Here is a 13,989-nt window from a genome sequence, read left to right on the forward strand (position 1 = left end):
TCAAAAGCACGTTTCAGACACATTTAAGACACAATTAATTCGCAAAAGCTGCCATTTTAGAAGAAAAATAAAAAACCACTCTTTATTATAGAGTGGTTTTGGATAAATTAATGGCTAACTTCTTGTTGCTTTTTTTCAAATTTGCGCCGTTCTTTTACAGTTTGGTTTTTAGCAATCCATTTTTTTAGTCTAGAGTATAGTAACAAGAATACAGCACTAACAATGACTCCTTTTAATAAACTGAATGGTATAATCGCATATGTGACTAACCAAGCAACATCTGTATCCGCCGGAAGTCCACCAAGTTTAATGTAAAATGGTAATAAAATGAAATAATTAAATATCGACATGACGACTGTCATTACTAACGTTCCAATTGCTGTTGAAAACACCATTCCTTTTGTTGAACGAAACCAGTGAAATAAATAATAAATCGGTAATACATAAACAATACCATTAATAAAATTGGATATTTCTCCAATCGGAACTCCAACTGGACTACCTGACACAATATAAAGTAGCACATTTTTGATTAGTTCTACTAAAATCACTGCGAGTGGTCCGAATAATAAGCCACCAATCAAAGCTGGAATATCACTAAAGTCAAGCTTTAAAAATGGTGCACTCGGTAGTAGCGGAAATTGTAGCATCATTAAAATAAATGCTAAAGTACCAAGAACCGCCACACTTACAAAAACCTTCATTGAATAATTCTTCATTGTCATTTCTCCCTTGATGTTCACCAAGAAGCGAGTGACATCACTAGACGAATGCAACCCAAGCAAATAAAAAACCTCAACTGAAAAGAGTTGAGGGAGAGTTTGTGAATGAATAAACAAGCACCGGATACTCAAATAAGCATCACAGCTTGCTAACACATGCTCGTGAAGACAAACGAAAAGGTCTGCCAACATCTTCTCCCATCCAGACTATACTGTCGGTCCTGGAATTACACCAGAGTCAACTGCTAAAAAAGCAGATCGTGGACTTTAACCACCGGTCGGGAATTGCACCCTGCCCCGAAGATGAACGAATATTTTATTACAATTTTCATTTTACCATGAAAAAAATTTTTGGCAAGCACTTTTGTATATTTTTTCACGTAAGCGCTTTCTATCTAAATTAAATAAAAACTAGCTGCTTAGCTAGTTTTTATTAATTCACCATGGAATATCTGTTGATAATGATTCCGCTAATGATTGGTTTTCTTTTAAACGAATTTTACGAGCAATGCTTCTTGCCTCAGCACCCGCGTGGATTCTTTTTTGTTCTTCTGTTTCTGGTTTAACGAGTGGCACTTCTACAGTTTTACCATCTGCATCCAACGCTACAAATGTTAAAAAGGATGTCGCCGCTAAGTAACGTTCTCCTGTTTTCAAATTCTCCGCAATAATTTTAACGAAGATTTCCATTGAACTTCTGCCCGTTGAAGCTACATAAGACTCTAAGCAAACAGAGTGATCATTTTTAATCGGTTTTAAGAAATCCACTGAGTCTGTCGATGCAGTGACAATTTCCGTACGACAATGACGAGAGGCACTGATAGAAGCCGTATCATCAATATAAGTCATCAATCTACCGCCAAAAAGGGTATTATGATTATTCGTGTCCGACGGGAAAACCCGGCTTGTTTTAATTACTAGTGATTCTTTGCAAAATTTTGTTTGTCTTTTTTCCATGTTTTTCGCTCCAATCTATTTATAGAGAGGCAAAGTGATAATAAAATCAGATCCTTTACCTAATTCGCTTTCAACCGAAATTTTCCCATTATGTGCTTCTACAATATTCTTAACGATTGCAAGACCAATACCTGTTCCAACTGCTTTTCCGCGTTTCCTTGCTTTATCCACTTTATAAAAACGCTCAAACAGATATGGGATGTCTTCTTCCGCAATCCCACTACCGTTGTCAGATACTGTGATTACAAGATTGCTTCTAGCTTCATCAATGGTTTGTTTTAAAATTACTTTTCCATCATAGCCTTCTTTTCCAGTATGACGAATAGCATTCATAATTAAATTAATTAATACTTGCTCCATCCGGTCGGGGTCATAGGAATACTCTAAATCGGGAGTTTCAAGCTCTAAGCCGAGTTCCACATAATTCTCTTTCGCAAGAACGTCAAAATTAGAAATAACTTTTCGCAGCAATGGAGCGAGCGGTAATTTTTGATTATCCATTTGATTAAAACCAGCTTCCATTCTAGCAAGGTCTAGCATATCATTAACCAAACGCCCAATACGAAGGGATTCATCGTAAATAATTTGTGCAAACTCCCGCACTTCTTCATCCGACTGAGCAACCCCGTCAATAATCGCTTCACTATAACCTTGTAACATCGAAATCGGCGTTCTAAGTTCATGCGAAACATTATTAACAAAATCGCTTTTCATTTTTTCAAGTTGTTTCTCTTCGGTCATATCGCGAATAACCGCAACGACACTACGCACATGTTCCCCTGTATACAAAAGTGTTAAAATGGCAACATACGTATGGTCAGCAAACGTAATTTCTCCGACTTGAGATTCTTTCTTTTCTAACGTATCATTCAATAATTCATTTAAAGCCACTGGAATGAGCACTTTTTCGGTATTTTCAGGTGAGAAGAACCAATTATGTAAAAATTCTTCTGCCGGCGGATTACTAAGAATGATCGTTTTATCCACACTAAATTTAATAACACCATCAGCCATCCCAACTAAAATATTGGATAGCTGTTCCTTTTCTTGCCTAAGGGCGCTAACATTATACTTCAATTGCTTTGCCATATCGTTAAAAGCTACTCCGAGTTCACCAATTTCATCATGCGTATAAGTTGGTACGCGATTATCAAAGTTCCCTTTAGAAACAGCAATCGCAATTTTTTTCATTTCACGAAGCGGGAAAGCCATGCGAGAAGAAAAGACGAAAGATAAGATAGACGTGATGACTATCGCAATAATACCCGAAATAATCAAAGTACTCATCGTTTTTTCGTTCACTTTTAGAATATCATGGTAAGACTGATAAACGTAAACAACACCAGTTTCACCGTTCGCTAGTTTGAATTTCTGTGCAGAAATTTCAACCGGTAAGGAGCTTTTTTCTGTTTTAAAATTATATTTCATCGTTACACTATTATCTTTTTCTAAAGCTTTATCTAGTGTCTTATCTTGAATTAATTTATTAGCAGATGCACTAGAAATGGTATCTGGTGACTGTGATTGATAGACGCTTTTTCCATTTTGTTCGATAATGACGCCCATCGTATCATCAAGTAGTATCAGTGCAGAATCATTATTATTTTCAGCAGAGATTACTTCATTATTTTCTTGCATTACAGTGATGATACTAGCTGTTTTGTCTTCTAATTCATTTGTTATTTGAGTAATGTTATTTTTTTCATAAATCATTGCAACTAAAAATCCAGAAATAACTAAAATCCCTATCAGTAAGAGAATAATGGTACTCCAAATTTTCCCAACAATACTATTCCAAATCTTCATCTATTCTCACCTCGGTCCTCGCAAAAAAATAACGAACAAAGCACGTGCGGCATAACACTTGCCGATTAAACGTCTTTGCCCGTTATCTTAGTCTGGTTTATTAATCTTCTGGAACTTCAAATTTATATCCAAGACCCCAAACTGTTACAATCATTCTAGCGGCGTCTTCTGATACATCATGCAATTTTTCGCGAAGCCTTTTAACGTGTGTATCAATTGTTCGCAAATCGCCAAAGAATTCATAACGCCATACTTCTTTTAAAAGAGACTCGCGGTCGAATACTTTATCCGGAGATCTCGCTAAATAATAAAGCAAGTCATATTCTTTCGGTGTCAAACCGATTTCTTTTCCGTCGACAATAACACGGTGAGCTTCGTTATCAATTTTCAAATGTGGGAAGGTAATAATGTCTCCCGGTGTTCCTCCTGCTGATTCTTCTGAGGATTGTTTGGCACGACGAAGAACAGCTTTCACGCGAAGCACAACTTCTCTTGGGCTAAATGGTTTTACGATGTAATCATCTGCACCAACTTCAAAGCCTTGTACTCGGTTAGCTTCCTCTCCTTTTGCAGTCAACATGACAACAGGTGTGGATTTAAACTCTCTCAGTTCACGACAAACTTCGATGCCATCTTTACCAGGCATCATTAAATCAAGTAGGATTACTTCATAATTATTGTTCAGCGCCATGCTTAATGCTTGATCACCATCACTAGCTTCTTCAATACGATAGTTTTCTCTTTCAAGATACATCTTAAGAAGGCGTCGTATCCGGTCCTCATCATCCACAACAAGCACTCTAACTTGTTCACTCATAAGTACTCATCCCCTAACTCTCATTTACATAAAACGATCATTTACATTCAATCAGATAAATGGAATCTTCCGTACCCACATACGAAAAAACCATACAATTGCCTATACCAAATTTCCTACGATTTAAATTATACATGTTTTTCACAAAACACGCTATTAGAAAGTATATTTTGTATGAAAAGTTACTTTTTATTTTTACCAAATCTTGCTTCTGTTTTTAATTGTTTTACTTCATGATGTGATAATTCTCTACGCTCACCTGCGTTTAAACCGCGTAAATTCAAGAACGAGTATTCTTCCCTTGATAATTTTTGCACTTCAAAACCAACAGCCTCAAACATTTTACGGACTTGACGATTTCTACCTTCATGAATCGTGATTTCTACAATAGCTTTATCTTTCGTTTTATCAGAAGAACGTACTTTTACTTTTGCTGGGGCTGTTTTGCGACCATCAATCACCACACCACGTTCTAACTGACGAATCACTTCACGTTCAGGAATACCTTTGATTCGTGCGATATATGTTTTGGAAACTTCATTTTTCGGATGCATTAGTAAGTTAGCGAAATCCCCATCATTGGTCATTAATAATAAACCAGATGTATCATAATCAAGTCGCCCTACTGGGTATAATCTTTCAGGAATATCTGCAAAATAATCCGCTACAGTTGTACGACCTTTATCATCTGTTACAGCCGAAACCGTTCCTCTTGGCTTATAAAAAAGGAAATAGCGATGTTCTTCTTTTGTTAGTTGAATTCCCTCAACTTCAATTCGCTCCGTACCACTAACTTTCACACCTAATTCTGTGACTACTTTCCCGTTCACTGTTACTTTACCTTCTTGAATAAGCTTTTCTGCTTTTCTTCTTGAAGTAATACCTGCATTTGCAATCACTTTTTGTAAACGTTCCATTCTTATTCCTCCTCCTGTTCTTTACTTTGGTTAAACCGGTCAAAAAACAGGTCCATTTCATTCTGATCTGGTTCATCTGTCGCTGGATCAGCAAGTTTTGGTAAATCCTCTAGAGAATTAAGTCCAAAAGCATCTAAAAACTCACTTGTAGTAACGTAAAGTTTTGCTCGTCCAGCTCCGTCGACACGACCTTTATCCGTTACAAGTCCTTTGGCTACTAAAGTTCGAATCGGTCCATCTGTTTGAACGCCGCGAACCTCGTCTACTTCCATTCTTGTAACTGGTTGGCGGTAAGCAATAATTGCTAATGTCTCTAATGATGCTTGCGATAAAACGGTGTTGCTTGGAACATCGACTAATTTACGTAAAAATTCTGCATGCGCTTTTTTCGTAGCTAATTGAAATGTTCCAGCAAGCTCCAAAAGAATTAAACCTCTGTCAGCACTTCCGTTGTATCGATCACTTAAAAGTTCTAGTAAATTGAGTGCTTCAATGTGCGTAATTTCCATGACTTCAGTTAATTGTTCCGTTGAAAGCCCCGCATCTCCCGCCGCAAAAAGCAAACTCTCTAATACGCCTAATTGTTCTTCTCTGTTCACGATATTTCTTCCCCTTTACCTTGCACATATAAATCCGCAAAACTTTCCGCTTGTTCTACTTCGACCAATTTTCGCTTCATTAATTCTAACAAAGCCAAAAACGTAACGACAAGTTGCTCTTTCGTTTGTTCTTCAAATAACTCGTCAAATCGCAAGCGATGATTGACTTGTAAATTTAATTTTTCTAAAACAGAATCCATTCTTTGATCAATGGAGATTTCTTGTGTTGTAATTCTTGTATGGAGAGGTTTATTTAACTTTTTCCGACGTAGCATTTTGTTAAAAGCACTTAGCATATCGTTTAATGATACGTCCAGTTCTGCCACCTTAGTACCATCATCATATTCTGCTAAATCCATTGGAGGTTTACTGAAATAAAAGCTCCGTTCCGCCTCTTTTTCTTTTAATTCTTTTGCGGCTTCTTTGAATCGTTTGTATTCCATTAGTTTTTCGACTAAAGCATCACGAGGATCCTCTTCCTCTTCTAGTGTATCATAATCGATTTCCAGTTCTTGCTTTGGAAGTAGCATCTTACTTTTAATTGCTAGTAAAGTTGCTGCCATCACTAAATATTCACTCGCGACATCTAATTCCATTTCTTGCATTGTATGAACAAATTCCATGTATTGGTCCGTAATTTCAGCCATAGGGATGTCATAAATATCGACTTCTAGTTGTCCAATTAAATGAAGAAGTAAGTCAAGCGGTCCTTCAAACGCGTCCACTTTAAAATTCATTTCTACCATATCTGTCCCGCCCTACTATAATGAAAGATCATTTTGCACTAAATTTTCATATGTTTCGCGGGCAACGATTAATTTATCGACTCCGTTTTCCACAAAAACAACTGGTGGTCTTGGGATACGGTTATAATTACTTGCCATCGCATAACCATAGGCTCCAGTACAAAATACCGCCAAAACTTCACCGGCGTTTGATTTCGGTAGTGGTAAGTCCCATATTAACATATCACCAGACTCACAGCATTTTCCTGCGATAGCCACTGTTTCTTCTGCGACTTTCTCTGGGTTTGCCGCAAGAACAGCATCGTAATGCGCATCATATAACGCTGGACGGATATTATCAGACATGCCGCCGTCAACTGCGATATAATTCCGAATTCCCGGAACTTCTTTACGCGATCCAACTTTATAAAGTGTTGTACCTGCTTCACCAACAAGGGAACGACCTGGCTCAATCCAAATTTCTGGAATATCAATATCGTTATTATTAGCCACATCCCGCACTTCATCCATAATTTGGCGCACATATTCGCTAGGTTCAAGAGGTTCATCTTCTGCCGTATAACGGACACCGAAACCGCCACCAAGATTAAGTACTTTGGAATCAAATCCCAGCGTTTGGTGCCATTCAACTAATTTATCCATAATACGACGAGCCGCTAATTTAAAACCCGTTGTTTCAAAAATTTGCGACCCAATATGACAGTGTAGGCCAATTAAATCAAAGGACGCACTTGCATGAAGCACTTGTTTAATCGCTTTTTCAGCTTGTCCATTTGTAAGTCCAAATCCAAATTTCGAATCATCTTGGCCTGTTAAAATATAGTCATGTGTATGAGCTTCTATCCCCGGTGTCACGCGAATTAAAACCGATGCCTTTTCATTTCGTTCTATTAATATATCTTCTAATAAACTAATTTCATAATAATTATCGATAACAAAACAACCGATGCCATAGTCAAGCGCCATATGTATTTCTTCTGCACTTTTATTATTTCCGTGAAAATGAATTCTCTCAGGAGGAAAATTTGCTTTAATTGCTGTATAAAGTTCTCCGCCTGAAACAACATCTAGTGATAAACCTTCTTCGGCCATCAGCTGATAAATCGCTACTGCAGAAAATGCTTTGCTCGCATAAGCCACTTGTGCTTTTACGCCTAGTTCCTCGAATGTTTTCTTAAATCCTCTTGCTCGGTCACGGATTAGCGCTACATCATAAACGTAAAGTGGCGTACCATATTTTTCAGTAAGCTTTAAAGTGTCCACCCCTCCAATTTCGAGATGTCCTTCTGCATTTACATTCATTGTTCCAAGCCGTTCAAACGTCACGCCAATCCCACCTTTACATTATAGATTTTTAAAAGTTCTTTTATATAGTAGCACACTAAGAAGCCGAGCGACAATAACTATCTGAAAATATTATCAAATACGTAAAAAACTCAGCCCAAATCTATTATCTCCTTGCTTCAGAAAATAACAAATTTGGACTGAGATTAGCTACCAATTATTTTAAGAAATTTTAGCAACAATAGCTTTTACATATTGTAAAAACGTGCTACGAACTTGATCTGTTGTTTCAATAACTTCCGTATGAGAAAGTGGTTGATCCAGAATTCCGGCTGCCATATTGGTAATACAAGAAATACCTAGCACTCGTAATCCAGCATGGTTCGCAATGATTACTTCCGGTACAGTGGACATCCCAACTGCATCTGCACCAAGTGTGCGCATCATTTGAATTTCAGCAGGTGTTTCGTAAGTTGGACCGCTAAATCCAGCATAAACACCTTCACGGATAGTCAAATTAAGTTCTTGAGCAATAAGTCTAGCATCCACACGTAGAGCTAAATTATACGCCTCGGACATATCTGGGAAACGCGGTCCAAAATGCTCATCATTTGGTCCAATAAGCGGGTTCGTTCCAGTAAAGTTAATGTGATCAGAAATCAACATTAAGTCTCCAGCAGAATATAATTCATTTACGCCACCTGCCGCATTCGTCACAACAAGCACTTCTACACCAAGCTCTTTCATCACACGAACTGGGAAAGTAACATCTTGCATTGAATAGCCTTCATAAAAGTGGAAACGTCCTTGCATTGCAACAACTTCTTTATTTTCCAACTCACCAAAAACAAATTGGCCAGCATGTCCTTCTACTGTCGAAACAGGAAAATGTGGGATTTCGCTATAAGAAAGTTTTGTCGGATTGTTTACTTCATCCGCAAGCACACCTAAACCTGAACCAAGAATCAAACCAATTTTTGGTGTACCATTGTAACTTTCTCTAATTTTCACAACTGCTTCATTTACTTTTTCTAAACTCATTTTTGTTCCTCCCTTTTCCTATTTCAAGTCTTTTAAGAAACTTGTTCCATATTCAGGCATTTTCACTTCAAAATTATCCGCAACTGTTGCGCCGAGATCGGCAAATGTTTTGCGTAATTCTAATTCTGAACCACCATTTTTGAAGCGTGGTGAGTATACAAGTAATGGTACAAACTCACGTGTGTGGTCTGTGCCAGAGTATGTTGGGTCATTTCCGTGATCAGCTGTAATAATTAATAGATCATCATCTGTTAGTTTTTCCATTACTTCTACTAAACGACCGTCAAAATCAACGAGCGCATCTGCATAACCTTGTGGATCACGACGATGTCCGAAGAGTGCATCAAAGTCTACTAAATTCAAGAAACTCATACCGTTAAAATCTTTATCTAACACAGCGATAAATTGATCCATTCCGTCCATATTTGATTTCGTACGGATAGATTCCGTAACACCTTCACCATCAAAAATATCAGAAATTTTACCAATGGCAATCACGTCTTTACCGCCATCTTTTAAAGCATCCATTACAGTTGGTTTAAATGGTTTTAGCGCATAGTCATGGCGATTTGGCGTTCTAACAAACGCACCTGGTTCGCCGACAAATGGACGAGCGATAATACGACCAAGCATGTACGGGTCATCTAGTGTAATTTTACGGCAGAATTCACAGATTTCATATAATTCTTCCAAAGGTACGACATCTTCATGTGCTGCAATTTGTAAAACTGAGTCAGCTGATGTGTAAACAATAAGCGCACCTGTTTTCACATGCTCTTCTCCAAGTTCAGCCATAATTTCTGTTCCGCTCGCTGGTTTATTTCCAATTACTTTACGTCCTGTTTTTTCTTCAATTTGGTTGATTAAATCATCCGGAAATCCATCTGGGAATACGCGGAAAGGCGTGTCAATGTATAGGCCCATGATTTCCCAGTGACCCGTCATTGTATCTTTACCGTTCGAAGCTTCTTGCATTTTTGTATAGTAAGCAAGTGGTTTTTCTGCTTTTTTAATTCCGTCTATTTCTCGAATATTCGATAGACCTAATTTGCCCATTTCAGGCATTTTTAGTCCGCCGACGTGTTTGGCAATATGTCCAAATGTATCTACATCAAAATCACCAAATTTAGCAGCATCTGGTGCTTCTCCAATACCAACTGAATCCATTACAACTACATGTACTCGTTTAAATTTATCTGGCATATTTACTCATCCTTTTCAACTATATTTTTTAAGCGCGCGGGTGGAATTGTTTGTAGACATCTTTCAACCGCAGCTTTGTTACGTGTGTATAAATTTGTGTAGTGGAGATATCGGCGTGACCAAGGAGTTCTTGAACCGACCTTAAATCAGCCCCATTTTCAAGTAAATGAGTGGCAAATGAATGACGCAAGGTGTGCGGTGTAATCGGCTTTTCAATGCCTGATTCTTTCGCAATACCTTTTAAAATTTTCCAGAAACCTTGTCTTGTGAGTCCTTGGCCGTGATGATTTAAAAACACAAAATCATTTCGGTATTTCGGTCTACGAAGTTTTGGTCTCGCTTCCTCTAAATACTTCTCTAACACAGTTGTTGCCGTTTTTCCAAGCGGGATAATTCTTTCTTTATCTCCTTTACCAATCGTTTGAATAAAACCCATATGAAGATGTAAATCGTCCATTTTCAGGCTGACAAGTTCCGTTACACGAAGCCCTGTCGCATATAAAATTTCCATCATTGCTTGGTCCCTTAATCCAAGTGGTGTACTCGTATCAGAGGAACTAAGTAACTTCTCGACATCATCAAGGTTCAAAACTTTTGGTAATCCCTGGGCTTGTTTCGGCGTTTCAATTTGAATCATTGGGTCATGTGACATTTTCCCATCGTGCATTAAATAATGAAAGAAAGATCGCAGTGAAGCAATATAGCGCGCCACACTTCTTGCTGATTTCCCTTCTTGTCTTGCAAATGCCATAAAACCAACTATATCGCTTCGTTCAAGTGTATTCGGATCTGTTAATCCCTTCGCTACATCCATATAAGAAACAAAATAGCGTAAATCTCGTTCATAAGCTTTGATTGTATTCGCGGATAAACCTCTCTCTACAATTAAAAAATGTAAAAAATCTTCTATTAAATCATTCATAAGCGTTTCCTCCACAAATCCTATTCTACCATGTTACACTCCCACTGAAAACGTTTAATTAATAGAAAAAGACTTATAATACTTTTCGCGCAATTCAGTCCATCTTTTTTAATCATAAAAAAAGTTTGAGATAAATTATCCCAAACTCTTGTATTATTCTTTTTTAGATTTTTGTCTGCAATCTGCGCAAATCCCTTGGAAAGTCAGTCGATGGTCTTTAACAAGAAAATTCCACTTCGATTCGACGATTTTCTCCACATCTTCTAATAAATCTTCTTGAATTTCTTCTACAGAACCACACTCTAAACATACTAAATGATGATGGAAATGTTTGGCGCCTTCTTGTCTCAAGTCATACCGAGAAACACCGTCACCAAAATTAATTTTATCAACCACGCGTAATTCGGTTAAAAGTTCCAACGTTCTATAAACGGTTGCAAGGCCAGTGTCAGGTGCAATATCTTTCACACGCAAGAAAACTTCCTCGGCACTTAAATGATCTTTTTCATTTTCCAGTAAAACGCGAACAGTAGCTTCTCGCTGTGGGGTTAATTTATAACTAGCATCATGAAGTTGTGCTTTAATGCGTCCAATACGACCTTCCATTATGGTTCCTCCCTTGGTTGCTACAACAAGTTGTCTTTCTAAATTATCATCATTATCATTTAACAATAAATACAGCTTATAATAATTATAAATAAAATGCAAGTTAGGAATTCACTTTTTTCAGTAAAAATGGCACGTAGTCAATTCCTATTGCTTATGTTTACTAAGATATCATAAAAGCAATAGGCTGTCTACAATGATTATCAATTACTAATTAATTTCTCGTTATCAATAATAATTATTATTTAGCTTTTGCAAGCAAGAACAAGAAATAAGGTGCACCGATAATTGCCACAACGATACCAGCAAATATTTCGGATGGTTGAATAATCAATCGTCCAATCGTATCCGCAAGTAATAATAGTAGCCCTCCAGAAAGTGCCGCCGTTACCATCACCCAGCGATGTGCGGATCCAACTAATTTTCTAGCAATATGCGGACCAATTAGACCAATAAATGCAATACCGCCACTAACGGATACACAAGCAGCTGCCAAACCAACTGCTACTATTAAAAGCACAAATTTTTCTCGCTCAACCCGAACGCCGAGTCCGGTTGCCACTTGGTCTCCAAAAGAGAGCACATCCAACGTCTTTACTTTCATAAAAGCAATTGCACCTAAAACAATAAGCCATGGCAAAAGAGCATAAACATATTGCCAGCTTGAAGCCCAAATATTTCCTGCCATCCATTCAGCATAGCGTTGATAATTTTGCGGATCAAGCCGAACCGTAAGCAGTGTGATAAGTGCCGCAATCGCCGCCGCAACAGCAATCCCCGTAAGAAGCAATCGATTAGGCAACAATCCTTCGCTTCTACTATAAGAAAGTCCGTAAACAACAAACGCAGTTAAAATTGCCCCGACAAATCCAATAAATGGCATAAATAACACCGGAACGTCCATCGTGGAAGGAAAAAAGGAAATATAAAGCATAACCGCAAGTCCCGCGCCATTATTAATCCCAAGAATTCCCGGATCAGCTAATCCGTTTCCAGAAATCCCTTGTAGGATTGTTCCTGAAACCGCAAGACCTGCACCAACCAATAGCGCAATAACTATCCGTGGCAAACGAAACTCCGTCACAATAAGTTGTGTTCCCGCGTCCGCCATTCCAAAAAACGACTTAATCACTTCCAAAAATGGCAATTTCGAATAACCAGCATTGACACTATATGTAAATGTACAAAAAATTAACACGCTTAAAATAATTAACGTCCAAACTCGCCGCGATTTTTTTCGTTTTTCTGCCGTTGTCATATACATTATAAGTTCCTCCTTTCTTTACGTGCTACATATAAGAAGAAAGGAACCCCGATTAATGCAAAAATAACACTGATTGGCGTTTCATATGGCGGATTGATTGTTCTCGCCACAATATCCGCCGCTAATGTCAGAAAGGCTCCAACAACCGCCGAGCAAGGGATAATCCAGCGATAATCTACTCCAACTAAAAATCGTACCAAATGCGGTACAATCAAGCCGATAAACCCAACCGGACCAACAACCGACACAGCAAGCCCCGCCAAAATCAACACCACAACCATCGAAGCAATTTTAACAAAAGTAGTTTTTTCACCTAAACCAACAGCAATATCATCGCCTAAGCTTAAAATGGTAATCGATCTACTTAGCAAAATCGCCGCAATAAGCGCTCCAAGTAACCAAGGCCAAATCGCTGCAAGCTGACTCCATTTCACACCAGCAACACCGCCCGCGTACCAAAAGGCCAAATCCTGACTTAACTGAAAATAAATCGCGAGTCCTTCACTAAGCGCAGTAAGCAATGAACTAACCGCCGCTCCAGCAAGCACTAGCCTCGTTGGCGACATTGCGCTCCCTGCAAGAGAACTAACGCCAAATACTAAAAATGCCCCAATTGCCGCCCCAACAAAAGAAAATAAAATGAGCGAATTATAACTAAGCCAAGGCATAAATGCAAAACAAACTGCTACCATAAACGTCGATCCAGCATTCAACCCAAGCAAGCCTGAATCAGCAAGTGGATTCCGAGTGATTCCTTGCATAATCGCTCCAGCAACCGCAAAAGCAGCCCCTATCGCCATATCCGCAACCACCCGAGGAACACGTAAACTACGTATAATCTGGTGCTGCGTATCCGAACTATTATAATGAAAAAGTGCATCCCAAACCGTACTTAAATTAATATCGGCTGCACCAACCGCAATCCCGAATAACGCTAAAATGAGAAGCAACAAAATCCCACCCGAAAGTATGAATTTAGCAACAGTCGGTCTTGTATTCATTTTTATCTGTTTTGACTTATCCATCTGCACATGTTCCTTCCATCTAAATTATCCGCTCATTTTAAGTGATAATAATTATCAATCGCAAAGAAAATTATATCAAT

Annotated in this window: 14 protein-coding genes and 1 riboswitch; all 14 genes read right to left on the bottom strand. The window is 38.3% G+C overall.

Annotation, left to right across the window (positions count from 1 at the left end):
* Positions 1-107: 107 nt before the first annotated feature.
* The 14 genes from LMOATCC19117_RS09955 to LMOATCC19117_RS10020 all read right to left on the bottom strand — a co-directional run bounded on the left by LMOATCC19117_RS09955 (position 108) and on the right by LMOATCC19117_RS10020 (position 13,909).
* On the bottom strand, positions 108-719 hold the full coding sequence (locus LMOATCC19117_RS09955) for an ECF transporter S component (RefSeq protein ID WP_003725935.1): 612 nt from the start codon (positions 717-719) through the stop codon (positions 108-110).
* A gap of 189 nt (positions 720-908) precedes the next feature.
* A riboswitch (FMN riboswitch) is annotated at positions 909-1,031 on the bottom strand.
* Between the two features lie 129 nt (positions 1,032-1,160).
* Complete coding sequence (locus LMOATCC19117_RS09960) at positions 1,161-1,679, bottom strand: acyl-CoA thioesterase (protein ID WP_003725936.1); 519 nt, start codon at positions 1,677-1,679, stop codon at positions 1,161-1,163.
* Positions 1,680-1,694: 15 nt separating this feature from the next.
* The gene (locus tag LMOATCC19117_RS09965) at positions 1,695-3,485 is read right to left on the bottom strand and encodes an ATP-binding protein (RefSeq protein ID WP_003725937.1); all 1,791 of its coding nucleotides are present in this window, start codon (positions 3,483-3,485) and stop codon (positions 1,695-1,697) included.
* A gap of 100 nt (positions 3,486-3,585) precedes the next feature.
* Positions 3,586-4,302 carry a response regulator transcription factor gene (locus LMOATCC19117_RS09970; RefSeq protein WP_003725938.1) on the bottom strand — a complete coding sequence of 239 codons (717 nt, stop codon included), beginning with the start codon at positions 4,300-4,302 and terminating at the stop codon, positions 3,586-3,588.
* Positions 4,303-4,484: 182 nt separating this feature from the next.
* Positions 4,485-5,219 carry a pseudouridine synthase gene (locus LMOATCC19117_RS09975; RefSeq protein ID WP_003723596.1) on the bottom strand — a complete coding sequence of 245 codons (735 nt, stop codon included), beginning with the start codon at positions 5,217-5,219 and terminating at the stop codon, positions 4,485-4,487.
* A 2-nt stretch (positions 5,220-5,221) separates the two neighbouring features.
* A complete protein-coding gene (scpB, locus tag LMOATCC19117_RS09980; RefSeq protein WP_003734411.1) occupies positions 5,222-5,818 on the bottom strand; it encodes an SMC-Scp complex subunit ScpB in 597 nt (198 codons plus the stop codon).
* A complete protein-coding gene (locus tag LMOATCC19117_RS09985; protein ID WP_003723598.1) occupies positions 5,815-6,564 on the bottom strand; it encodes a segregation/condensation protein A in 750 nt (249 codons plus the stop codon). The genes scpB and LMOATCC19117_RS09985 overlap by 4 nt, the downstream gene beginning before the upstream one ends.
* Before the next feature lie 15 nt (positions 6,565-6,579).
* Positions 6,580-7,890, bottom strand: coding sequence for a diaminopimelate decarboxylase (gene lysA, locus LMOATCC19117_RS09990; protein WP_003727989.1), 1,311 nt, complete (start codon positions 7,888-7,890; stop codon positions 6,580-6,582).
* Positions 7,891-8,070: 180 nt separating this feature from the next.
* Positions 8,071-8,889: a purine-nucleoside phosphorylase gene (locus LMOATCC19117_RS09995; RefSeq protein WP_003730814.1), complete on the bottom strand. Its 819-nt coding sequence runs from the start codon at positions 8,887-8,889 to the stop codon at positions 8,071-8,073.
* An 18-nt stretch (positions 8,890-8,907) separates the two neighbouring features.
* Positions 8,908-10,092, bottom strand: a complete 1,185-nt coding sequence (gene deoB / locus LMOATCC19117_RS10000) for a phosphopentomutase (protein ID WP_003725942.1) — start codon at positions 10,090-10,092, stop codon at positions 8,908-8,910.
* 28 nt (positions 10,093-10,120) lie between these two features.
* Positions 10,121-11,014, bottom strand: coding sequence for a site-specific tyrosine recombinase XerD (gene xerD / locus LMOATCC19117_RS10005; RefSeq protein ID WP_003725943.1), 894 nt, complete (start codon positions 11,012-11,014; stop codon positions 10,121-10,123).
* Positions 11,015-11,167: 153 nt separating this feature from the next.
* Positions 11,168-11,620 carry a ferric iron uptake transcriptional regulator gene (fur, locus tag LMOATCC19117_RS10010; protein ID WP_003728777.1) on the bottom strand — a complete coding sequence of 151 codons (453 nt, stop codon included), beginning with the start codon at positions 11,618-11,620 and terminating at the stop codon, positions 11,168-11,170.
* 241 nt (positions 11,621-11,861) lie between these two features.
* Positions 11,862-12,884 carry a FecCD family ABC transporter permease gene (locus LMOATCC19117_RS10015; protein WP_003727987.1) on the bottom strand — a complete coding sequence of 341 codons (1,023 nt, stop codon included), beginning with the start codon at positions 12,882-12,884 and terminating at the stop codon, positions 11,862-11,864.
* On the bottom strand, positions 12,884-13,909 hold the full coding sequence (locus tag LMOATCC19117_RS10020) for a FecCD family ABC transporter permease (protein WP_003727986.1): 1,026 nt from the start codon (positions 13,907-13,909) through the stop codon (positions 12,884-12,886). Before LMOATCC19117_RS10020 ends, LMOATCC19117_RS10015 begins: the two co-directional genes overlap by 1 nt.
* Positions 13,910-13,989: the final 80 nt, after the last annotated feature.

The sequence above is a fragment of the Listeria monocytogenes ATCC 19117 genome (assembly GCF_000307025.1).
GTDB lineage: Bacteria > Bacillota > Bacilli > Lactobacillales > Listeriaceae > Listeria > Listeria monocytogenes_B.